The sequence below is a fragment of the Nocardia rhizosphaerihabitans genome, assembly GCF_014646295.1.
Lineage (GTDB): Bacteria > Actinomycetota > Actinomycetes > Mycobacteriales > Mycobacteriaceae > Nocardia > Nocardia rhizosphaerihabitans.
On the sequence record NZ_BMNE01000001.1, the window covers coordinates 211238 to 233312 of the forward strand.

A 22075-nucleotide genomic window follows, 5' to 3' on the forward strand; every position below is an offset into this window, starting at 1 on the left:
TTCGGCCGCCTCCCCCGGGTTAAAACAAACCGCTTATTCAGAATTCTGCGAGTTCCGCATAGCCCGCGCCTGATTCGCTCGCCGACGCCGGAAAAACATCAGCGCCACGCCGATTGCGGTCAGAATAACGGACACCAGTTCTGGCGCCGCGCCGATTCGCGTCGCGATCGTCGTCGTGTCGCGCAATGGTAGCTGGGCGACGACCGCGGCGGGTGCGAGTTGGGCGCTCTGCTGCGCGATCGCACCGTCCGCGGTGATGATCGCGCTGACCCCGGTGGTTGCCGCCACCACCAGCGCCCGGCCATGTTCCACCGCCCGCACCCTGGACATGGCGAGTTGCTGGTAGGTCATCTCGCTCTCGCCGAAGGTGGCGTTGTTGGTCGGCACAGTCAGCAGTTCGGCGCCCGAGGCCATCGATTGCCGGAATGCGCGATCGAAGGCCACCTCGTAACAGGTCGCCACGCCGATCCGCACGCCGGCCGCCGTGACCGAACCGTCACCATTGCCCGGCACGAAATGTCCGGCTTGGTCGGCGTAGGACGAGAACAAGCGGAAGAAACTGCGCATCGGCAGGTATTCACCGAAAGGCTGGATGATTTTCTTGTCGTGCCGGTCTTGCGGTCCCGCCGCGCCGTTCCACACCATCACCGAGTTCGTGGTCGTGCGGTCACCGTTCACCAGGACTGCGCCGACCAGGATCGGCGCGCCGATCCGCTGCGAGGCCTCGGTGATCTCGCCGGCGGCGTCGGCGTTGCGCAGTGGGTCGATATCGGAGGAGTTCTCCGGCCAGATGACGACGTCGGGCCGGACCGCCTCCCCGCGGTCGACGGCGGCGGCGAGCTCCTCGGTGCGCCGGACGTGGTTGTCCAGCACGGCGCGGCGCTGGGCGTTGAACTCGAGGCCGAGCCGCGGCACGCTGCCCTGGATCGCGGCGACCGTGATCGACCGGTGGCCTTCATCCGGGGCGGGCAGCGTCGGCCGGAGGATCACTCCGGTGAGGGGCATGATAGCCACAGTGACTGCCGCCGTGGCAAATCCGATCCGCGTGGCCCGGCCCGTCACGCGCGGCGCGGGCCGGCGTGTCCACGCGAGAACACGCAGGGCGAGCGCGGCCAGGCCGGTGCCGGTCAGGGCGACGGCGAAGCCGATCAGCGGGGCGCCGCCATAGGCGGCCAGCGGCAGATACCAGCCGTCGGCCTGACCGAAAGCGATTCGGCCCCACGGGAATCCACCGAAGGGGAAGCTCGACCGCACCCACTCGGTCGCCGTCCAGGCGATGGCGAGCCAGAACGGCCAGCCGGGCAGCGCGCTCAGCCACCGGGCGAGCACGCCCCACAGGCCGATGAACACCGCGCAGGTCGTCGAGAGCGCCAGCCAGGGCAGCGGTCCGACGTAGATGCCGGTCCACGGCAGCAGCGGCACGAAGAACCCAAGGCCGCCGAGGAAGCCGTACCCGAATCCGGCGCGCAGCGAACCGGGTCCGCGCACGGCGATGGTGAGCAAGGCGATGGCGATCGGGGCCAGGAACCACCACGGCCTGGGCGGGAAGCTGCCGAACAGCAGCACGCCGCCCGCGGTGGCCGCGAGCATCCGCAGCAGCACGCCGTACCCGCGACCGCCCGGCGAGGTCTCGGGCGTGGCCGCCGCATCGGCGGTCACGGCGTCGGGCCCTGGTTCGGTAGCGGGGTGGATCATCGTGTCCTGTTCCGTGATTCGGTGCCGGTGCGTCGTGGTCAGGCGGTGTAGATCGTCGTGCCGTTGCGCACTGTGCGCAGGCAGGTCGGCAGCTCGGCGCCGGGATCCAGGCGCGGCAGGCCGGGCACCCGTGAGCGCGGGTCGGTGGACCAGCGCTGCACCGTGTCGGCGGCAGCCGCGACGACGAGGTCACCCGCGTCCCACACGGCATACGAGGCGGGCGCGCCCGGCACCAGCGTGCCCGCGACACCGTCGCGCACGCCGCCCGCGCGCCAGGCGCCGCGGGTGGCCGCCGCGAAGGCGGCGCGCGGCGACAGGCCGTGGCCGGGGGTCCGGTGGTGGACCGCGGCCCGCACCTGTTCCCACGGGTTCAGCGTGGTGACCGGCGCGTCCGAGCCGATGGCCAGGGAGATGCCCGCGGCGGCCATGGCCGAGAACGGATTCAAACCGGCGGCGCGCTCGGCGCCGAGGCGGGTCGCGTACATCCCGTCGGGTCCGCCCCAGGCGGCGTCGAATCCGGGCTGCACGGACAGGATCACGCCGAGGGCGGCGAGCTGCTCGATCGCGGCGGCGTCGGTCATCTCGGCGTGTTCGACCCGGTGCCCGCGCGCGGCGATCGCCGGTCCGCCGAGTTCGGCGGCGACCGCGGCGAATCCGGCGACCACGATGTCCATGGCGGCGTCCCCGATCGCGTGGAAGCCTGCCTGCACGCCGACTTCGGTGCAGGCGCGGATGTGCGCGGTGACGGTCTCGGCGTCGAGGAAGTTCTTGCCGCAGCCGCTCGCGTCGGCATACGCCGCGCGCAGCAGTGCGGTGTGTGAGCCGAGCGAGCCGTCGACGAACAGGTCACCGCCGAGGGCGGCCACGCCGAGTTCGTCGAGCAGCGCGCGGGCTTCGCCGGCGGTGCGCACGGCTTCGCCCCAGTAGGCGCGCACCTCGACGCCGTGCTCGAAGGCGAGGAGTTCGCGGACGTCGTCGCGGCCGGAGATGTCGGGGCCCGCGCATTCGTGGACGGCGACGACGCCGTGCGCGGCGGCCGCGTCGAGAGCGGCGGCGCGGGCCCGATCACGGTCTGCGCGACCGAGTTCCGCGAGCGCGACGGACCGCACCCGGTGGTGGGCGTCGGCGCGCAGCGGTTCGCCGCGCCGGTAGCCGTCGCCGAGTTCTCCGGCCGCGTCGAGCAGCGCCGAGGAGGCGACGGCCGAGTGCGCGTCGACGCGCGCGAGGTAGACGAGCCTGCCCGGGCCGGCCGCCTCGTCGAGTTCGGCGACGCTCGGCGGCCGCTGTTCGGGCCACGCCGTGTCGTCCCAGCCCTCGCCGATGATCACCCCGTCGGGCTGTGCGGTGGCGTGCGCACGCAGCGCGGCGAGCAGGTCGGCCAGCGACGCGGTGCCGCTGACGTCGAGTCCGGTCAGTTGCAGGCCGAGCGCGGTGACGTGCACGTGCGGGTCGACGAACGCGGGCGCGACGAAGGCGCCGTCGAGGTCGACGATCTCCGCATCGGGGTGCATCGCCCGGCCGGGCGCTTCGGCCCCGAGCCACACCACGGTGCCGTCGGTGACCGCCATCGCGGTCGCGTCCGGGGAGCTCGAACTGTAGAAACGACCGCCGATCAGCAACTGGGTACTCACGGTGCCCCAGTCTGCCGTATCGGCCGATCGTCAGGTCGGCAGGGACAGCACGGCGCGGACGTCGGCGTCGCGTAGCCCGGCGGGAGTATGCCCGCCGGTGTCGACGGCGATCAGCTCGAGTCGCCACGCGGCGACCGTGAAATCCGACATGGACTGTCCGGCAGCGGTACTCGCCCTACGTACCGCGTCGGCCAGTTCCGCGCTCACCGTGACGGTGATCTGCTCGGTGGCCATCGGCACACTGTAGACCGTTCACCGCCACGGGGTGGCGTCATCGGCGCGAGCGGTCCCGAGAGCGCGCGGGCCGGTGGCGTGTCCGTCGTCGTACCACTGTCCGACGACGACGCCGTCGACCACGTCACCGCTGTCGGCGTCGACCACCATCCCGCGATACGGCGAGGGCGCGAACGACGGCAGCGGGCCGAAGCGCCGGGTGCCGAGCTTCTCCAGGACCGGCCGCAGCAGCGCCCTGGTCGGTGGGAACAGCGCCAGCAGCCCGATCACGCCGGTGACCAGCCCCGGTACGAACAGCAGCACCGAGCCGGTGGCGACGAGCAGCCCGTCCGCGACCGCGCTCTCGGCGGTGACCTCACCGCGCGCGGCCCGGCGGAACCGATCGAACACCCGCCTGCCCTGCGCACCGAGCAGCAGCAAGCCGACGCCGGACACGGTGATCAACGCGAGCAGCGCCCAGCCCGCACCGATCAACTGGGCGAGGCCGACGAACGCGGCGATCTCGACGACGAGGTACAGCACGAACAGCAGAGCGGTCATGGGCGATCCTTTCGGACGATCTACCTGTCCAACGCGCGAGCGCCCGATTTTTCTCCCGACCGCCTCAGCCCCCCGGGCGAACCAGTCCGGTCTCGTAGGCCAGCACCACCGCCTGCACCCGGTCGCGCAGCCCGAGTTTGGTGAGCACCCGGCCGACATGCGTTTTCACCGTCGCCTCGGACAGGAACAGGGCCGCGGCGATCTCGGCGTTGGACCGGCCCGCGGCGATCTGCTCGAGGACCTCGCGTTCGCGGGCGGTGAGGACGTCGAGCACGCCGGGGTCGCGCAGACCGGCCGGGTCCTCGGCGACGAGCCGGTCGAGCAGGCGCTTGGTGACCTTCGGGGACACCACGGCGTCACCCGCGGCGACGCTGCGGATGGCGGAGACGAGGTCCTCGGGCGGGGTGTCCTTGAGCAGGAATCCGCTCGCGCCCGCGCGCAGTGCGCCGAGGGCGTGTTCGTCGAGGTCGAAGGTGGTCATCACGAGCACGCGGATGCCGTCACCCGCGGCGACGATCCGGCCGGTGGCGGTGACGCCGTCGACGACCGGCATCCGTACGTCCATCAGCACCACGTCGGGGCGCAGCTCGGTCGCGCGCCGCACCGCTTCGTCGCCGTTGCCCGCCTCGCCGACGACCTCGATGTCGGGGTGCGCCCCGAGCACCATCTTCAGGCCCATTCGCATGAGTTCCTGATCGTCCACCACGAGCACGCTGATCGGCATTTCCCAACCTTAGCGGGCGTATCAATCGGTTTCGGCGCGCAGCGGGAGGGTGGCACTGACCCGCCAGCGACCGTCTCCGGTGCGGCCCGCGGACAGTGTTCCGCCGAGCACGGCGACCCGTTCGCGCATGCCGACCAGGCCCATGCCGGTGCCGGGGATGTCGGGTTCCTCGACCGGGACACCACCGCTGTCGGTGACCTCGATCAGAATGTCGTCCGCGCGCCGGTGCACCCGCACCGTCGCCTTCGGGCTCGACCCGGCGTGGCGCAACGTGTTGGTCAGCGATTCCTGCACGATCCGGTGCACGCCGAGGCTCACCTCGGGCGTGATGTCGTCGAGTTCCCCGGTCAGTTCGAGTTCGACGGCCAGGCCCGCGTCGCGCATCATCTCGGCGAGCCGCGCGATCCCGGCGCTGCCGTGCTGCGGGAGCAGTTCCGGCGCGTGCTCGGTGCGCAGCAGCGCGACGGTGCGGCGCAGTTCGCGCAGCGCGTCGCGGCCGGTGCCGGCGATGGTCGCCAGCGCGCGTTCGGCGGTGTCCGGGTCGTGGCGCAGGGCGTATTTCGCGCCGTCGGCCTGCACGATGATGACGCTCACCGCGTGCGCGACCACGTCGTGCAGTTCGCGGGCGATACGGGTGCGTTCGGCGGCGACGGCCTCGTGGGCGCGGCGTTCCTTGTCGTAGTCGGCGACGGCCAGGCGCGCGGCGACCTCGGCGTCGTAGGCGTGGCGTGCGCCGTTGAACTCGGCCAGCGTCCAGCACAGCGCGTAGATCGCGAAGACGAGCGCGATGTCGCCGCCGACCGGTTCACTCAGGATCAGCAGCGAGAGCCCCAGATCGACGGCGAGGCAGACGAGGTAGATCAGCCCGTCCCGCCTGCCGACGTAGGCGACCAGGGTGTAGAGCATCACCCCGAGCCCGATCAGCGCGACGTGCCCCGAGGTGTCGTCACCGACCAGATACCCCACCAGCGTGCACAGCACCGAGAGCAGGAACATCGCCGCGGCCATCGCTCGCGGATAGATCCGGCGCAGGATCAGCGGCACCGGCAGCAGTAGCGAAAACACCAGGTAGGAGGCCTTGTGGTGTTCGTTGCCCACGCCGAGCGCGTCCAGCACCATCAGGAAGGCCGCGAGGAGGGAATCGGCGACGATGGGTCGGCCGCGGAGCCACAAGCTGAACCGGCGCACCGGGCCAGCCTAATCGCCGCAGGTGATGAAACCGTCCACGGACGTGCGCGGCCCGGTTGGCTTTCCGCGCGTGATCTTGATTGCCTGGACGCGTGCAATTAGGAGACTGGGCGGTCCTACTGGTGGCCGCGGCCGCGGCGGGCTGGGTCGACGCGGTGGTCGGCGGCGGCGGATTGATCATCCTGCCGACGCTGTTCCTGGTCGCGCCCGGCATCGCCCCGCAGACCGCGCTCGGCACGAACAAGCTGGCCGCGCTGTCGGGCACGGCGACCGCGGTGCTGACCTTCGCGCGCCGGGTGCCGATGCAGTGGAAGGTGCTGATCCCGGGCGCGATGATCGCCGCGGTCACCTCGGCGTGCGGTGCCGCGGCGGTGTCGCTGATCGACCGCGACCTGTTCATCCCGCTGGTGATGGTGGTGCTGGTCGCGGTGGCGGTGTTCGTGACGGTGCGCCCGTCGGTCGGCATGACCATGGCGACCCATCCACCGACCCGGCGCAAGGTCATCCTGGTGGTGGCGCTGGCCGCGGGCCTGATCGGCCTCTACGACGGCTTGCTCGGGCCCGGCACCGGCACCTTCCTGATCATCACGTTCGCGACGCTGCTCGGCACGGAGTTCGTGCGCGCGGCGGCCATGGCGAAGGTGATCAACTGCGGGTCGAATGTGGGCGCGCTGCTGTTCCTCGGCGCGACCGGCCACCTCCTGTGGGGCCTCGGCGCGGGCATGGCGGTGGCGAATGTGGCGGGCGCGCTGGTCGGCTCGCGGATGGCGCTGGCCAAGGGCGCGGGGTTCGTGCGGATCGTGTTGCTCGTCGTGGTGGTGGTGATGGTGATCCGGTTGGGCTGGCAGCAGTTCGGTTAGCGCGCCGGTTCGGCCGATGCCGAGGCGGCGAGCCAGGGCTGCAGCACCCGCGAGGTGGTCTCGTGGATCTTGCGGTGCAGGCGTTCGCCGTCGTCGATTCCGTGCTGGGGCTGCTGGAACAGCACTGTCAGCGCTCCCGACACCGCGCCGACGACCGCGCCGACCAGTGCCGCGGCGCCGACCTCGTCGAGTTCGTGCGGGAACGCGAGGTGCAGTTGCCTGGCGATCTCGCGCTGGGCGACGAGCTGGGCGTGCGCGGCGCGACCGCTCACGGCGGGCACGGTCCGCGAGACCCGCGCGCGCAACGCGGCGACGCGGGAGTTCAGGTCGTCCACCCGATGTTCGCCGGGGTTGTCGCCCGCGGCGCGCAGCGCACGCAGCAGCACCTCCACCGGACGCTCCCCCGGCCGCCTGGTCGCGATGGCGGCGACGGCCGCGCGGACCCGTTCGTCGGGCTCGGGGAAAAGCAGTTCTTCCTTGCTGGCGAAGTAGTTGAAGAAGGTCCGGGTGCCGACCTCGGCCTCGGCCGCGATATCGGCCACTGTCGTTTCCTCATAGCCTCTGGCCTCGAACAATTCGACGGCGGCCACGAGAATCGCACGACGGGTTCGTTCCCTTTTTCGATCGCGGAGGGCGGATGGCGGCACGGCGGGCACCCTACGGCATCCGGGCGGTGCGCCGCGGGAGGACCGGGATCAGCGCGTCACGGTTGTCGCTGCCCGAACCGGGATTTCGCGCGGGTAATCCTCGGCGGGGTCCCGCGTGTCGGCGGCACCGGCTAGCGTAGGCGGGGTGACTACCGCGACTTCCAGAGAAGTGGACGAGGAGTTCCTGACGCTCGGGTTGCGCGCGCTGGCCGAGGCCGCGCTCTCGGCGGCCCGTGCGGCGGGCGCCGAGCACGCCGATCTGCGGGTGCAGCGGTTGGTGACGCAGTCGATCCGCTTGCGCGACGGGCGCGTGGAGGCCGTCACCGATTCGACCGAGCTGGGTCTGGCCGTGCGCGTGATCGTCGACGGCACCTGGGGTTTCGCCTCCCATGCCGCGCTCACGCCCGACATCGCCGCCGAGGTGGCGCGGCGCGCGGTCACCGTCGCGACGACCTTGCGCGCGCTCAACCGGGAGCGGGTGGAGCTCGCCGACGAGCCGCGCTACGCGGACGTGTCGTGGGTGTCGGCCTACGACCTCGACCCGTTCGCGGTGCCGACCACCGACAAAGTGGCGCTGCTGCAGGACTATTCGGAACGGCTCTCGGCGGCCGACGGTGTCGACCATGTCACCGCGTCGGTCCTGCAGGTCAAGGAGCAGGTCTTCTACGCCGACACCGCGGGATCGTCGATCACCCAGCAGCGGGTGCGGTTGCATCCGCAGCTGGAGGCGATCACCGTCGACTCCGCATCCGGCGTGTTCGAGACCATGCGCACCCTGGCCGCACCGGCGGGCCGCGGCTGGGAATACGTCACCGGCGCCGACGGAACCTGGGACTGGGCAGGCGAACTCGCGCAGATTCCCAGCTGGCTGGCCGAGAAGGTGAAGGCGCCCAGCGTTGTCGCCGGTCCGACCGATCTGGTGATCGACCCGACCAACCTGTGGCTGACCATTCACGAATCCATCGGTCACGCCACCGAATACGACCGGGCGATCGGCTACGAATCGGCCTACGCGGGTACCTCGTTCGCCACTCCCGACAAGCTCGGCACGCTGCGCTACGGCACCCCGATCATGCATGTCACCGGTGACCGCACCCAGGTCAACGGCCTGGCCACCGTCGGCTACGACGACGAGGGCGTGGCGGGCCAGCAGTGGGACCTGGTGCGCGACGGCATCCTTGTCGGCTACCAGCTCGACCGCGTGTTCGCCCCACGGCTCGGTCTCGACCGTTCCAACGGCTGCTCGTACGCCGATTCCCCGCATCACGTGCCGATCCAGCGGATGGCGAACGTGTCGCTGCAACCGGATCCGGAGCGCGACACCACCACCGCCGAACTGATCTCGCGGGTCGAGAACGGCATCTACATCGTCGGCGACAAGTCGTGGTCGATCGATATGCAGCGCTACAACTTCCAGTTCACCGGTCAGCGGTTCTTCCGTATCCGCAACGGGGAGCTGGACGGTCAGCTGCGCGATGTCGCCTATCAGGCGACGACCACCGAGTTCTGGGGTGCGATGGAAGCGCTCGGCGGGCCGAGCACCTGGCAGCTCGGTGGCGCGTTCAATTGCGGTAAAGCCCAGCCCGGTCAGGTGGCGGCGGTGAGCCACGGCTGCCCGTCGGTGCTGGTGCGCGGGGTCAATATTCTCAATACCCGGACGGAGGGCGGGCAGTGAGCGAGTCGGGTGTGTTCCCCGCGGGCGCGGTGGTCGAGCGCGCGCTGGCGGCGTCGAAGGCCGACGAGGCGATCGTCATCGTCACCGACGCGCACGAGGCGTCGCTGCGGTGGGCCGGCAACTCGATGACCACCAACGGTTCCTCGGTGTCGCGGGACTGGGCGGTGATCTCGGTGTTCCGCGACGGTCCGAACGCCGCGCGCGTCGGGAGCATCAGCTCCACCAGCGTCGACCCCGCCGACATCGAGGCGGTGGTGCGCGCGAGCGAGGAGGCCGCCCGCACGGCGACCCCGGCCCGCGACGCCATGCCACTGCTCGAGCCGACTCACGACGACACCGCCACCTGGGATCACGCGCCAGGCGCCACCGAGATCGACGTGTTCGCAGGCCTGGCCCGTGACCTGTCGACCGGTTTCGACGGCACCGACCGCCTCTACGGCTTCGCCCACCACCAGCTGCACACCACCTGGCTCGGCACCTCCACCGGCATCCGCCGCCGGTACAGCCAGCCCACCGGATCGGTGGAGATCAACGGAAAGCGCGGCGACGGCAGCGATCTCGCGAGCGCGTGGGTGGGTGTCGGCACCGCCGATTTCACCGATGTCGACACCCCCGGTCTGCTCGCCGAACTTTCCCGGCGACTGGACTGGTCGGCCACCCGCGTCGACCTGCCCGCGGGCCGCTACGAGACGCTGCTGCCGCCGTCGGCCGTGGCCGACCTGATGATCTACCTGGCCTGGACCATGGAGGGCCGCGGCGCGCACGAAGGCCACACCGCGTTCTCCCGCGCGGGCGGCACCCGGATCGGTGAGCGACTCAGCGACATTCCGCTGACTCTCTACTCCGACCCGAACGCGAGCGGCCTGGAATACCGGCCCTTCGTGGCGACCCCGTCGTCGTCGGAATCGCTGTCGGTCTTCGACAACGGCCTGTCCGCGCAACGCGTCGACTGGATCGGTTCCGGCGTGATCGAGTCGCTGGTCTATCCCCGCGCCACCGCCGCCGAATTCGCCGCTCCCGCCACCCTTCCCGGCGAGAACCTGCTCCTGACCGGCGGCTCCGACGCCTCGCTGGACGACATGATCGCCCGCACCGAACGCGGCCTGCTGCTGACCTGCCTCTGGTACATCCGCGAGGTCGACCCCGCCACCCTCCTGCTGACCGGGCTGACCCGCGACGGCGTCTACCTGGTCGAGGACGGCCGGGTCACGGCCGCGGTCAACAACTTCCGCTTCAACGAAAGCCCCCTCGACCTCCTGCGCCGCGTCGCCGAGGCAGGCGCCACCGAGATCACCCTCCCCCGCGAATGGAAGGACTGGTTCACCCGCACCGCCATGCCACCGTTGCGCATCCCCGATTTCCACATGTCCTCGGTGAGCCAGGCGACCTGATCGTCCCTCGTCGACCGACCGCCGATCTCGCTGTCGGTCAACAACTCTCGAGACTTCCCTGGGTCCCACTGAATGCCCGAACCGCCACCCGGCAAACCACTAGAGTGTCGTCGTCGACGACGGTGTCGATCGCAGGAAAGCGGGCACGCCGCTGACGTGCCCGCCCGGGTCCTGGTTCAACCGAGCGCTCACGCGTCTCCGGCGACCAGCGCACCACTCTCCGCGATATGCAGGATCGCGTCGGCGCCGTCGATGGTCTCCTGGTCGAGCGGGAAGTAGCTGGGGTCCGAGGTCGGGCCGGTAGGCGTGGCGGTCAGACCGGCGGCAGGGAACAGGCCCCACGGGACGGAGCGGTCGCGGAGTCCTGCCTCGGCCGGCTCGTTGTCGGCAAGACCGGACGGGCTGGGTCCGAGGCTGCCCGCGAGGAAGGTGAAGCGGTCACCGAACAGCGAGCTGAGGACGGCGCCGGGGCCGTACCACCGCAGGGTCATGCCTGCCATCGACATGGTGCTGAGATTGCGCTGCAGGTGCACGTTGTGGCCGTAGAGCAGCGTGGGGCCGCGCTGGGCTTCGATGTCACGGATATCGCGGATGTTCTCGGTCATGAGGACGTCGCGGGTGGCGAGCAGGCCCGAGATCCGGGTGGTCTCGTCGACGCGGCGCGCGGACTGGCGGTGGTAGCGCAGCAGCCCGCGCGCGGCGGTGAGATGGACTGCCGCCCTGCGCCATTCGGCCTCGGAGGTCGCGGGAATCAGCTCGGGTGCGCGGGCGTAGAGAGTGTTGAGCAGGTCGTCGGCGAGCGCCTGCAGTCGCCGCGCTTCCTCGGTGTCGCCGGGCGACATCGCCGGGTCGAGGATCGCTGCGTCGCGATGCCAGCGTTCGTCGTCGCCGGCGAGGTCGGCGATCTCCGTCTCGAGGTGCAGATAGTCGCGGGCGAACTCGAGATAGCGGCGGGGACTGGGGGCGCTGGTGTTGTCGAGCGGCGCGTCGAAGCCGTAGAAGGCCACGTGCTCGGCCGGTGGCCTGTTCGCGTTGTAGTCACGAATCCAGGCGACCAGTTCGCGGTTCGCGGCCAGGTCTCCGAAGTGTGAGAAGCCGGTGCGCATCACCTCGTCGAGACTGCCGATGCCGTTGCGGACGTAGTCGTCGACGGTGAGGGCGGCGACCCGATCGGACTCGAGGGCGATGGAACGGAAGCCGAGCTCGACGAGTTGGGCGAACAGCGCGTTGCGGAGAAGGGGGAAGGCGGGTTCCTGATGCGTCGGCTCACCGAACGCGAGGAGCTCACACGTGGACGGAACGAAGTCGCGAATGTTCTGGCTCATGTGTCTCAATCGTATCGTTGAACATTCGGTTGAGGCTTTGTCCCGGTCAGCAATCAATCAGTGGCGTAAAGTCTCCAAGCCGTGGGAGACATGCGACCTTCGGACCTGGCGCGCGAACACGGACTCTCGACGCAAGCGGTCCGCAACTACGAGCAGGCGGGGTACCTCCCCGCCGCCGAGCGCACACCGAGCGGCTACCGGATCTACACCGAGGCCCACGCGGCGGCACTGCGCGCCTACCTCGCCCTGATCCCCGCCTACGGCCATGCCGCGAGCGGCCGCATCATGCGGGCCGTCCATCACGGCGAACTCGACGACGCGCTGGCCGTCATCGACGCCGGTCACCACCAGTTACTCCGCGACCGCGCCACCCTCGACACGGTCCGCAAGGCGATCACCCACCTGACCACCCCCACTCCCCGGGCGACCGAGTCCCGAACCATCGGCGAACTCGCGCACCTGCTCGAGGTCACCCCCGCGACCCTGCGCAAATGGGAGGACGCTCGAATCCTCACGCCGCCACGCGATCCCGCCACCGGATACCGCCGCTACGGCCCCGACGACATCCGCGACGCCGAACTCGCCCACCTGCTCCGCCGCGGCGGCTACCCCCTGCATCGCATCGCCCTCGTCGTCGAACAGATCCGTGACGCGGGTGGCACCGATGCGGTGACCCGAGCCCTGGACGACTGGCGCGAACGCCTCACCACCCGAGGTCTCGCCATGCTCGACGCGGCCGCGCACCTCGGCCGCTACCTGAGCCATATCTCCTGATTCGGGAATTGTGTCTTGCCCGGTTCGTCGGAATGTCTTGGATGCGGACCAACCACGCTGGTACTGTAATCGTCGCCACATGAAGCGAATTCAGTAGTTTCACCAATGTGACCATCCTGACGGGTTCAGGAATTCGGCGTTTTCGGTGTCGGAATTGCAGATGTTGCCCCCGGAACACCTCATCACAGGAGCGTGGCCGAATGCTGCTCGCAATGTCCCGTGACGATCGCGAACAATTCCTCGCCGACCCCCGCGTCGGCATTCTGAGTGTCACCGATCCCAGAAATGGCGACCGCGGCCCGCTGGTCGTGCCGGTCTGGTACGGCTACGAACCCGGGGGTGAGATCGTCGTCGAGACGGGGCGGGAGACGATCAAGGCCCAGTTGCTGCGTGCTGCCGGTCGATTCAGCCTGTGCGTGCAGGACGAGCGGCGGCCGTACCGGTACGTCAGTGTCGAGGGGCCCGTCACCGCCGTCGACGACCCGATCGATCCCGCGGTGCGCGCGACACTGGCCGTGCGCTATCTGGACCCCGACGAGGCGGGCGCCTATCTGGCGGCGACCGCGGACCAGCTCGAGCACGACATCACCTTCCGCATGCGCCCCCAGCGCTGGCGCACGGCCGACTTCGCCGCCTTCGCGGCCGGATTCGCGGAAGTCGGCGCGCATCGCGACGCCGGCGCCGTCTGAAACAGCATCGCACCGAGCAACCGAAGCCGTAGGAACGGAGAAGGACTTGGTGACCTACCTCGACGGTTCGGCACGCCCGCGCACCGCATCCCCGGCGCCACCGATCTACCCGCGCGACGCGAGCATTCCAGAGTTGTTCCAGGCGCAGGCCGCCGCCCGGCCGGACGCGCCCGCGGCCCGGCACGGCGAACGCATCCTGAACTACGGGCAGCTCGCCGCCCAGGCCAAGGCCCTGGCGGCACAGTTGCGCGCCAGGGGCGTCGAACCGGGCGAGCTGGTCGGCGTATGCGGGAGCCGCTCGCTGGACGCGCTGGTAGCGCTGCTCGGCATCCTCGAGGCGGGCTGCGCGTACGTACCGCTCGACGAGGACCTGCCGCCCGCGCGATGGCGGGCCATGGCCGAGGACACCGGGCTGCGGGCCGCCGTCATCCTCCCCGGCAGCACTCGCCAGGTGCGTGGCCTGCGCGTGCGCATCGAACTCACCCGCGACACGACGGGCTGGGAGATCCCCGACCCGCAGCCGCGGCACGACTGCGCCACCGACTGCGCCTACGTCGTCTTCACCTCCGGCACGACAGGTCGCCCCAAACCGGTGGCCATCCCCCACCGGGGTGTGGTCCGGCTCGTACTGTCCGATCACCGGCTGCCCTCGCCAGGACCGGGCGACCGGGTCCTGCACGCCTACGGCCTGTCCTCCGACGCCTCGACGATCGAGATCTGGGGCGCGCTGCTCACCGGCGCGTGCCTGGTCATCGCGGACCGGGAAGAACTGCTCTCGCCCACCGCCCTGGCGGAGTTGTTCCGCGCGCGGGACGTGACGATCGCGTACTTGACGACGAGTGTCTTCCATCTCGTCGCCCGCACCAGCCCCGAGACGCTGGCCGGGCTGCGTTTCGTCTCGGCCGGTGGGGAGGCGATGGACCCGCTCCTGGCCAATGCCGTGCTGGCGGCCTGTCCTGGCACCACCGTGGTCAATTTCTATGGTCCGACCGAGAATTCGGTGGTCTCCACCGCCCACGTGCTCGGCCCGTTGCCTGCGGAGGAAACGCACGTCCCCCTCGGCCTTCCCTTCGGCGCGTCCACCTGCCACGTCGTGCGGGCCGACGGCTCGGTCGCGGATCCCGGCGAAGAGGGCGAGCTCTATGTCGGTGGGGACGGGCTGGCCCTTGGCTACCTCGGCGACCCGCACCTGACCGCCGAGCGGTTCGTGCGACTGCCCGCGGTGGAACCGGGCGGACTGCTGTACCGGACCGGCGACCGGGCGGTGTGGAACCGCGGCCTCCTGGAGTTTCGTGGGCGGCTGGATCGCCAGGCGAAACTGCGCGGCGCGCGCATCGAACTCGACGAAGTGGAGACCCGGCTGCGAGCGCACCCGGCGGTCGGCGAGGCCATAGTCGAGGCCACGGACGGGACGCTGACCGCCTACGTCACCGCCGCAAGGCCGGGTCGCCCACTGTCGCTGCCGGAGCTGCGCGCGTACTGCGCGCAGTGGCTGCCGCCGCAGGCGGTCCCGGTGCTGGTGCCCCTCGAGCATTTGCCGGTGACCAGCGGTGGCAAGGTGGATCGGGCGAATCTGCCGGCTGCCGCCGGTGCGGGGACGGCGGAGCAGCCCGTGGTCGACGGCCTGCTCGGCGTCCTCACCGAGGTATGGCAGCAGGTGCTGCGTGTGCGCCCCGCACCGCACGACGACTTCTTCCTCCTCGGCGGCGACTCCCTGCTCGCCTCCGAGACGGTCACCCGCACCCTCGCCGTCCTGAACCTCGATGCCGCCTGTGGCTCCGGCCTGATCAGGGCGCTGCTGGCCACACCCACCCTGGCAGGATTCGCGGCTGCCGTGGACACAGCGTGCTCGGGCGCCATGGCCGCGACGGAGCAGGTCGACTTCGAGAAGGAGACCGAGCTCGGCTTCGACCTCCCACCAGCCCAGAGCCCGGCTCCGCGCCCGCACGCCCCGCGGGAGGTATTGCTCACGGGCGCTTCGGGGTTCGTCGGCGCCTTCCTGCTCGATCGGCTGCTGCGCTCGACGGCGGCGCGCGTGCACTGTCCGGTGCGGGCGGCCGATCGGGCGCGCGCCGAACAGCGGGTGCGCACGGCGCTCGCCCGCTATGGACTGCATCCGGACGAGGCCGCGTGGCGCCGGGTGGAGTGCTTCCCCGGCGAGCTGACCGAACCCCGGCTCGGCCTGTCGCAGGCGCATGCGGACGAGCTGGCAGGCGCCCTGGATCTGGTGGTGCACAACGGCGCTCACGTCAACTTCCTCTATCCGTATGAGCATCTGCGCGCGGCGAACGTGGGCGGTACCAGGGAGATAGTCCGGATCGCGGCACCGAGGCGGGTGCCGGTGCACTTCCTCTCGACGGTCGCCGTCGTCGCCGGATTCGGCGCGGCCGGGGTCCGCGAAGTCGCCGAGGATCTCCCGCCGGCCCACGCGGACGGGCTCACCATGGGTTACGCGGAAAGCAAATGGGTCGCCGAGGGCGTCCTGCGACAGGCGGCGCAGCAGGGTCTGCCGGTGGCGGTGTACCGGCCGTACGAGGTGATGGGCGACCGCGCGCACGGTGTGTGCAACACCGACACCGCCATCTGCTCGCTGTTCAAGACGATCGCCGAGACCGGCCTTGCCCCCGACATCGAGCTGCCCATGGATTTCGTGCCGGTGGACTATCTCGCCGAGTCCGTCGTCTACATCGCCACCCACCGGCCTGCCGAGGGCCGGGTCCACCATCTCACCAACCCGCGCCGGGCCATGCTGTCGGACGTGCTGGCCCGGATGCGTGCGGCCGGCTTCGTGCTGCGGACGCTGCCCTACGCGCGGTGGGTCGACGAGCTCGTGCGCCATGTCGCCGAGCATCCGACAAGCGCGACAGCGCCTTTCGTGTCTCTGTGCATCGACCGCAGCCGCACCGCCGACATGTCCGTCAAGGAGATGTACCTCGCGGACACGTTCCCGGTGCTGGGGCGGGCCAACACCGAGACGGCGCTGTCCGGCAGCGGATTACAGTGTCCGCCGGTCGATTCCGACCTGCTGGACCGCTATCTGGAGTACCTGGTCACCTGCGGCTACCTTGCCCGCCCCGCCGCCGAGTCTTCGATGGCGAGCCGATGAGCGGCGTCGACACCCTCGCCGGAGTCCCCGCCGTCGAGCCGGGCACCGCAGGGCCGCCGTGCGCCTACGCCCGGCTGCGCAGCGAAAACCCCGTCATCCGAACGCAACTGCCCAACGGCGAGACAGCCTGGCTGCTCAGCCGGTACGCCGATGTGCGTGCCGCGTTCGCCGACCCCCGGCTCGAGCGGCCGCTGCTGTCCGCCTGGCCGCCGCGCGACGGCGACACCGCACCGCCGCCGTGCCTGCCGACGTTTCTGGAAATGACCGGCGCGCACCACGAGCGGGTGCGGCGCGCGGTCCTGCCGCTGTTCGGCCGACGACGGCTGGAACCCGTGCGGCCGCGGATCCGGGCGATGGCGGAGGAACTGATCGACACGATGGTGGCGGAGTCCGTCGACGGCACAGCCGATCTCGTCGCCTCCTACGTCGAGCCGCTGCCCCTGCGGGTGCTGTGCGAGACCACCGGATTGCCGCACGAGGACCGCGACATCTATCTTCCGCACACCCTCACCCTCCTCGGCGCGTCGGGGGTGCCGATGGCAGAGGTGCTGGCGGCCCTGTACGCGCTGCAGGACTACGCGGCCGCGCTCATCGATCGCAAGGAGCAGGAGGATGGGGGCGAGGACCACATCCGGCTACTGCTCGCCCAGAGCCGTTCTCCCGGTAGCGATCTGACCCGCGACGACGTCGTCAGCTTCGTCGTCACGATGCTCATGGCCGGTTACAAGACCACCATGCAGCACACGGGCAACGCCCTGCTCGCCCTGCTCACCCACCCCGGCGCGCTGCGGCGGCTGCGCGCAGAGCCGTCCGGGATCGGCACGGCGGTAGAGGAGTTGCTGCGGTACGTGCCGCTGATGAACGCGATCAACATCCTCGTCGCAACGGAGGACTTCACGCTGCACGGCAAGCACATTCGCGCCGGTGACGCGGTCGTGCCGGTGCCCGCGTCGGCCAACCGCGACCCCGCGGCGTTCGCCGATCCCGACCGACTCGACCTATCCCGATCACCCAACGCACACGTCGCGTTCGGGCACGGCCCGCACGCGTGCACCGGCGGGCACCTGACGCGGTTGCAGCTCGCCACCGCGATCGAGGTGCTGCTGGAACGGCTGCCCGGCATCGAGCTCGCGGTGCCGGTCGATTCGATTCGCTGGGACGAGTCGACCCCACTGCGCGCTCCAGCACAGCTGCCGGTGCGCTGGTGAACGATTCGAACGAACCGCCGACGACGTCGAGAGAGAGGTCTGCACGCCGTGACCGTCGACTACCGCTATCCGTTCAGCACCAAGGGCGACCGTCTCGCCCCCGAGCTCACCGACTTGCAGCGCCGATGTCCCGTTGCCAGGGTCGGCACCAACTCCGGGGAGGAGGCGTGGCTGGTCACCAGCTACGAGCTGACCAAACACGTGCTGCGGGACCGCGCGTTCGCCCGCTCCGTGCTCGCCGACGCCGACAGTCCGGCGCAGGACACCCCGATCCTGGCACCTGAACTGCTGGACGCGATGAACCACCTCCACCAAGCCGGGCTGCGCGACGAGGTGCTCCGAGCCCTCGGCCGCAACCAGCCCGATCTCCCCGCCGACTGGGTCGCCGCGATCACCAAGGAGGGCCTCGACGCCATGGTCCGGGAGGGGCCTGTGGGCGATCTGCAGCGCCACTTCGCGGAATGGGTCGCCGCACAGTGCCTGTGCCGCCTGCTCGGCCTGTCCTTCGCGGACCACCGGTGGCTCGCCGAACGAGCCGATATCGACCTGACGATGGTGACGTATTCCCCGGAGGAGCTCGCCCGCAACTGGGCGGAGATCCGCACCTATATGCAGGAGCACATGGCCGCCCGCCGCCCCGGCGAACCGCGCGGCCTGGCCGACCGCCTCGCCGATCTCAACGCCGGGCAGCACGGGCTGACCGACCAGCAGTTGGCGAACATCGTCGCGGTGCTGTTCGTCAGCGGCTACGAGGATTTCGCGAGCTTCCTCGGGGTCGCGGCGCTCAACCTGCTCCAGCGGCCCGAGGTGTTCGACGCGGTGCGTGCCCGGCCGGAGACGATGCCGCAGTGCGTGGAGGAGTTGCTGCGGTGCAGCGTCGTCCTGGGCAATGCGATCCCCCGCTACGTCACCAGGGACGCGGAGCTGGGTTCGGTGACTGTCGCCGAAGGCGACCTGGTGCTGCTGTCGCTGGACGCGGTCAACGTCGACCCGGCCGCGTTCGCCGATCCCGAGATCTTCGACCCGACCCGCACACCCAACCCGCATCTGCGCTTCGGCTACGGTCGACACCATTGCCCCGGTGCGCATGTGGTCCGCCGTCAGTCCGACACCGCGTTCCGGGTCCTGCTCGACCGGCTGCCCCGTATTCGGCTGACGGTGCCGATGGCGCAGGTGCCCTGGCATCCGCACCGAATGGCGATCATGCCTGCCGAAATCCCGGTGGATTGGTGAATATATCGCCCTACCTCCGGAAATTAATTTATGTAGGGGAGTTGACCACATTCGGCATCGTGTTTAAAGTACTTGCTGCAAGTACGCAGGTCTCCGAGATGTAGTACACGACTACAAATTTGAGGAGCACAAATGCGATTCATCAAGACCAGTGCATTCGCTGTTGCTTTTGCCGCTGTATCGGTTTTCGGCGTGGGAATGGCACAAGCCGCCCCGGCCGCCCCCGCTCCGGCTGCTCCGGCTGCACCGGCTGCCCCCGCTCCGGCCGCTCCGGCTGCACCGGCTGCCCCCGCTCCGGCCGCCCCGGCCACAGCCTCCGCCTCCGTCGAAGTGACCGAGGATCTTATCGGCTGTGCTCTGGCTGCCGATGCGAGTGGGGAAACACTCGCGGAATTGCACGAGGGTTTCGGCGAGACCATCGAACTCACCGCGGTTGCAGAAGCCGAACTCACGGCGGGTGACTGTCTCTAGCCGTCTCGATTTCGCGCAGGTAGGTCCGGCCACCGGAACACGGTGGCCGGACCTACCCGTTTCCTCGCCGTCGACAGCCCTCCGCCACGCTCACACGCGCTCGAGCACCGCCGAGGCACCGATCCCGCCCGCGGCGCAGATCCCGAGCAGCGCAGTCTCCTTCCCGGTCCGCGCCAGCTCGTTCGCCATGGTCGTCACCATGCGAGCGCCGGTCGCGCCGAAGGGGTGGCCCAGCGAGATCGACCCGCCGTGCACATTCAGCTTGTCGATGTCGACCGAACCGACGGCCTCGTCCCGGTCGAGCCGGGTCTTGGCCCATTCCGGGCTCTCCAGCATGCGCAGCACCGACAGGGTCTGCGCGGCGAACGCCTCGTGGATATCGACGAGATCGATATCGGCCAGCGTCAGGCCCGCCTTGTCCAGGGCCCGCGGCATCGAGATGGCGGGGCCGATGAGGACCTGGTCGGCCGGGTCGACGCTGACGAAACTCCACGAACGGATCGCCGCCAGCGGAGTGAACCCGAGGGCGCGCGCCTTTTCCTCGCTCATGAGCAGCACCGCGGCGGCGCCGTCGGTGAGCGGGCTGGCATTGCCCGCGGTGACCGTGCCGCCCTTCGCGAACACCGGGCTCAGGGTGGCGAGCTTGTCGACGCTGGTGTTCGCGCGGACCAGGCCGTCGGTGTCGATCCGGGTGCCCGACGGGGTCGTCACCGGCACGACCTCGTCGTCGAAACGGCCCGAGGCGATGGCGGCCGCGGCACGGTGGTGCGAGCGGGCGGCGAACTCGTCCTGGTCGGCGCGGCTGATGCCGTTGATCCTGGCCATCTTCTCCGCCGACTCGCCCATCACCTCACCGGTGGTGCGCTCGGAGATCTTCGGCTGGCGCGGCAGGATGTCGGTGTACGGCGCGAGCCGGCGGACCACGTCGAGGTAGTCCTTGGGCTTGGGTTTGCCCAGCGCCACCGGGGCCACCGCGTGCACGACCTTCTGCGGGAGTTTGATCTCGGCATTGCTGGTGGAATCGCTGCCGCCGGCGATCATGATGTCGTATTCGCCGCGTTCGATCGCCGCCGCCGCCGAGGTGACCGCCTGCAGGCCCGACGCGCACGCCCGGGTCACCGTGTAGCCCTCGCACCCGAAGTCCAGGTTCAGGTCGAGCGCCACCTCGCGCGCGATGTTCGGCGCGTGGCTCGGCAGGATGACCCCACCCCAGACGATGGACTGGATCTCGCCGGGCGCGATACCGCTGCGCTCGAGCAGACCCCGGACCGCCGCACCGGCGAGGGCGATGCTGTCGAGACGGGTGAAGTCGGTGAACGCGCGCACGAACGGGGTGCGCGCGCCCGCGACGACGACGGCGCGGGTGCGTTGGTCGGCCATGTGAGTCCCCTCGGAAGTTCCGCTGAGCCCACGGTATCCGATACCCGCGGTACTGGATACTGGTTCGAGGTAACCAGGGAGGTCAGGCCGGGGTGATCTCGATGCCGATGGTGCCCGCCTTGCCACGGCGCAGGTTGCTGGCGAGGATGACCAGCGGGCCGGTCAGCCAGTACTTGCGGCGCAGCCAGGAGCGCACCTGCTCGGTCTCGGTGGCATCGAGCAGCCGCGCGGTGCCACCGGTGACGACACCATGCGCTTTGCCGCGCGCATCGCAGGGTTGCACCGTCACCTCGGGATTGCGGCGGATCCGCTTCACCTTCCAGCTGTCGGTGACCGTCCAGACGAACAGTTTGTCGTCGTGGGCGACGGCCCAGACCGGGGTGCCCACCGGTGAGCCGTCTTTGCGGAAGGTGGTGAGCAGCACGAAGTTCGCGGTCTGCAGTTCGCCGAGCCTGTTCGTCATGCCCGCAGCCTAGCCGCCGAACAAGTTATGGGCGCTCTCGCGAAAGTCTTCCTAACCTCGGATCCGGACAACTCACTCTCCGGAAGGGCTACCGATGACAGACACCGCAGTGCCGATGCTGTGGAGCGGCGACCTGCCGAGCACTCTCGACTTCTATCGAGCGCTCGGCTACACCGTCACCTACGAGCAGACCCGGCCCTATGTCTACGGCGCGGTGGAGGGGCACGGGTGCGCGCTGCATTTCGCGGACGCGCCGCCCGGGATCGAACTGCCCGCCGAGCATGTGGGGGCGCTGGTGATGGTCGACGACGTCGCCGCTCGCCACGCCGAGTACACGGCGGCGTTGCGCGCGCACTACGGGAAGATCCCGGCCAAGGGCTGTCCGCGGATCACCCGGTACCGGCCCGGTCAGTCCCGGTTCTCCCTGGTCGATCCGGTCGGCAACACCCTGCTCGTGATTCAGCGCGACGAGCCCATGGAGCTCGAGTACGGCGGCTCGCGGGCGCTCGATGGTCTGGCGCGGGTGCTCGACAATGCCCGCATTCTGCGTGATTTCAAGAACGACGACCGGTCGGCGATCCGCGCCCTGGAAGCAGGTCTACATCGTTTCGGCGCCACCGCGTCCGTCGTCGACCGGGCCCGCGCCTACGCCGCGCTCGCCGAACTGGCCGTCGCGGCAGCGGATTCCGATCGGCTCGCCCACTGGAAGGCAGAACTCGAGGCCGTCGAGCTCACCCCGGACGAGCACGCCGCCCTGTCCACCGACGCCGCCGCCTCCGAGGTCCTCGCGACCTGGCTGATCGCCACCACACCCGGCTGAGCACGCGCCACGGAGCCGGGC

Annotated in this window: 20 protein-coding genes; 10 read left to right on the forward strand and 10 right to left on the reverse strand. The window is 70.2% G+C overall.

What is annotated here, in order from left to right:
- Positions 1 to 33: 33 nt before the first annotated feature.
- From lnt to IEY60_RS00950, 6 genes are all read right to left on the reverse strand, one after another.
- Complete coding sequence (gene lnt / locus IEY60_RS00925) at positions 34 to 1590, reverse strand: apolipoprotein N-acyltransferase (RefSeq protein ID WP_189024742.1); 1557 nt, start codon at positions 1588 to 1590, stop codon at positions 34 to 36.
- Positions 1591 to 1733: 143 nt separating this feature from the next.
- A complete protein-coding gene (locus IEY60_RS00930; RefSeq protein WP_189022758.1) occupies positions 1734 to 3326 on the reverse strand; it encodes an amidohydrolase in 1593 nt (530 codons plus the stop codon).
- A 30-nt stretch (positions 3327 to 3356) separates the two neighbouring features.
- Entirely contained in the window at positions 3357 to 3560 is a 204-nt protein-coding gene (locus IEY60_RS00935) for a hypothetical protein (RefSeq protein WP_229739464.1), read from the reverse strand.
- 18 nt (positions 3561 to 3578) lie between these two features.
- A complete protein-coding gene (locus IEY60_RS00940) occupies positions 3579 to 4100 on the reverse strand; it encodes an FxsA family protein (protein WP_189022762.1) in 522 nt (173 codons plus the stop codon).
- Positions 4101 to 4164: 64 nt separating this feature from the next.
- Positions 4165 to 4824: a response regulator gene (locus IEY60_RS00945; RefSeq protein WP_189022763.1), complete on the reverse strand. Its 660-nt coding sequence runs from the start codon at positions 4822 to 4824 to the stop codon at positions 4165 to 4167.
- 21 nt (positions 4825 to 4845) lie between these two features.
- Positions 4846 to 6012, reverse strand: coding sequence for a sensor histidine kinase (locus tag IEY60_RS00950; RefSeq protein ID WP_189022765.1), 1167 nt, complete (start codon positions 6010 to 6012; stop codon positions 4846 to 4848).
- Positions 6013 to 6104: 92 nt separating this feature from the next.
- Between IEY60_RS00950 and IEY60_RS00955 the strand changes: the two genes are divergently transcribed.
- The gene (locus tag IEY60_RS00955; RefSeq protein ID WP_189022767.1) at positions 6105 to 6872 is read left to right on the forward strand and encodes a TSUP family transporter; all 768 of its coding nucleotides are present in this window, start codon (positions 6105 to 6107) and stop codon (positions 6870 to 6872) included.
- Here the strand turns inward: IEY60_RS00955 and IEY60_RS00960 are convergent.
- Positions 6869 to 7519, reverse strand: a complete 651-nt coding sequence (locus IEY60_RS00960) for a TetR/AcrR family transcriptional regulator (RefSeq protein WP_373291657.1) — start codon at positions 7517 to 7519, stop codon at positions 6869 to 6871. The two genes, IEY60_RS00955 and IEY60_RS00960, sit on opposite strands and share 4 nt — an antisense overlap.
- A 145-nt stretch (positions 7520 to 7664) precedes the next feature.
- On the opposite strand from IEY60_RS00960, the gene IEY60_RS00965 reads away from it, so the two are divergent.
- The gene (locus IEY60_RS00965; protein WP_189022771.1) at positions 7665 to 9194 is read left to right on the forward strand and encodes a TldD/PmbA family protein; all 1530 of its coding nucleotides are present in this window, start codon (positions 7665 to 7667) and stop codon (positions 9192 to 9194) included.
- A gap of 11 nt (positions 9195 to 9205) precedes the next feature.
- Positions 9206 to 10585: a metallopeptidase TldD-related protein gene (locus IEY60_RS00970; protein ID WP_189024744.1), complete on the forward strand. Its 1380-nt coding sequence runs from the start codon at positions 9206 to 9208 to the stop codon at positions 10583 to 10585.
- 188 nt (positions 10586 to 10773) lie between these two features.
- Here IEY60_RS00970 and IEY60_RS00975 read toward each other — a convergent pair whose 3' ends face one another.
- Entirely contained in the window at positions 10774 to 11910 is a 1137-nt protein-coding gene (locus IEY60_RS00975) for an erythromycin esterase family protein (RefSeq protein WP_189022773.1), read from the reverse strand.
- 90 nt (positions 11911 to 12000) lie between these two features.
- Here IEY60_RS00975 and IEY60_RS00980 point away from each other — a divergent pair, with 90 nt between their 5' ends.
- The 6 genes from IEY60_RS00980 to IEY60_RS01005 all read left to right on the forward strand — a co-directional run bounded on the left by IEY60_RS00980 (position 12001) and on the right by IEY60_RS01005 (position 19391).
- Complete coding sequence (locus IEY60_RS00980) at positions 12001 to 12684, forward strand: TioE family transcriptional regulator (RefSeq protein WP_308426062.1); 684 nt, start codon at positions 12001 to 12003, stop codon at positions 12682 to 12684.
- A 212-nt stretch (positions 12685 to 12896) separates the two neighbouring features.
- On the forward strand, positions 12897 to 13373 hold the full coding sequence (locus tag IEY60_RS00985; protein WP_229739466.1) for a pyridoxamine 5'-phosphate oxidase family protein: 477 nt from the start codon (positions 12897 to 12899) through the stop codon (positions 13371 to 13373).
- 49 nt (positions 13374 to 13422) lie between these two features.
- Complete coding sequence (locus IEY60_RS00990; protein ID WP_229739467.1) at positions 13423 to 16479, forward strand: amino acid adenylation domain-containing protein; 3057 nt, start codon at positions 13423 to 13425, stop codon at positions 16477 to 16479.
- Positions 16476 to 17687, forward strand: coding sequence for a cytochrome P450 family protein (locus tag IEY60_RS00995; protein WP_189022781.1), 1212 nt, complete (start codon positions 16476 to 16478; stop codon positions 17685 to 17687). Before IEY60_RS00990 ends, IEY60_RS00995 begins: the two co-directional genes overlap by 4 nt.
- Positions 17688 to 17735: 48 nt before the next feature.
- Positions 17736 to 18920 (forward strand): cytochrome P450, encoded by a 1185-nt coding sequence (locus IEY60_RS01000; protein WP_229739468.1) that lies wholly within the window; start codon positions 17736 to 17738, stop codon positions 18918 to 18920.
- Between the two features lie 132 nt (positions 18921 to 19052).
- Positions 19053 to 19391, forward strand: a complete 339-nt coding sequence (locus tag IEY60_RS01005; protein ID WP_189022783.1) for a hypothetical protein — start codon at positions 19053 to 19055, stop codon at positions 19389 to 19391.
- Between the two features lie 90 nt (positions 19392 to 19481).
- Here the strand turns inward: IEY60_RS01005 and IEY60_RS01010 are convergent, their stop codons facing one another.
- Both IEY60_RS01010 and IEY60_RS01015 read right to left on the reverse strand, forming a co-directional pair.
- A complete protein-coding gene (locus tag IEY60_RS01010) occupies positions 19482 to 20771 on the reverse strand; it encodes an acetyl-CoA C-acyltransferase (RefSeq protein ID WP_189022785.1) in 1290 nt (429 codons plus the stop codon).
- A gap of 82 nt (positions 20772 to 20853) precedes the next feature.
- Positions 20854 to 21234: a PPOX class F420-dependent oxidoreductase gene (locus tag IEY60_RS01015; protein WP_189022787.1), complete on the reverse strand. Its 381-nt coding sequence runs from the start codon at positions 21232 to 21234 to the stop codon at positions 20854 to 20856.
- 94 nt (positions 21235 to 21328) lie between these two features.
- Here IEY60_RS01015 and IEY60_RS01020 point away from each other — a divergent pair, with 94 nt between their 5' ends.
- Positions 21329 to 22054 (forward strand): DUF8817 family protein, encoded by a 726-nt coding sequence (locus IEY60_RS01020; protein WP_189022789.1) that lies wholly within the window; start codon positions 21329 to 21331, stop codon positions 22052 to 22054.
- Positions 22055 to 22075 lie beyond the last annotated feature (21 nt).

Excerpts from the sequence above, each read along its gene's own strand:
- lnt (WP_189024742.1), bottom strand. The coding sequence starts at position 1,590 with ATGCTCGCGGCCACCGCGGGCGGCGTGCTGCTGTTCGGCAGCTTCCCG.
- IEY60_RS00935 (WP_229739464.1), bottom strand. The coding sequence starts at position 3,560 with ATGGCCACCGAGCAGATCACCGTCACGGTGAGCGCGGAACTGGCCGAC.
- IEY60_RS00940 (WP_189022762.1), bottom strand. The coding sequence starts at position 4,100 with ATGACCGCTCTGCTGTTCGTGCTGTACCTCGTCGTCGAGATCGCCGCG.
- IEY60_RS00945 (WP_189022763.1), bottom strand. The coding sequence starts at position 4,824 with ATGCCGATCAGCGTGCTCGTGGTGGACGATCAGGAACTCATGCGAATG.
- IEY60_RS00975 (WP_189022773.1), bottom strand. The coding sequence starts at position 11,910 with ATGAGCCAGAACATTCGCGACTTCGTTCCGTCCACGTGTGAGCTCCTC.
- IEY60_RS00980 (WP_308426062.1), top strand. The coding sequence starts at position 12,001 with ATGCGACCTTCGGACCTGGCGCGCGAACACGGACTCTCGACGCAAGCG.
- IEY60_RS00985 (WP_229739466.1), top strand. The coding sequence starts at position 12,897 with ATGTCCCGTGACGATCGCGAACAATTCCTCGCCGACCCCCGCGTCGGC.
- IEY60_RS00995 (WP_189022781.1), top strand. The coding sequence starts at position 16,476 with ATGAGCGGCGTCGACACCCTCGCCGGAGTCCCCGCCGTCGAGCCGGGC.
- IEY60_RS01005 (WP_189022783.1), top strand. The coding sequence starts at position 19,053 with ATGCGATTCATCAAGACCAGTGCATTCGCTGTTGCTTTTGCCGCTGTA.
- IEY60_RS01010 (WP_189022785.1), bottom strand. The coding sequence starts at position 20,771 with ATGGCCGACCAACGCACCCGCGCCGTCGTCGTCGCGGGCGCGCGCACC.
- IEY60_RS01015 (WP_189022787.1), bottom strand. The coding sequence starts at position 21,234 with ATGACGAACAGGCTCGGCGAACTGCAGACCGCGAACTTCGTGCTGCTC.
- IEY60_RS01020 (WP_189022789.1), top strand. The coding sequence starts at position 21,329 with ATGACAGACACCGCAGTGCCGATGCTGTGGAGCGGCGACCTGCCGAGC.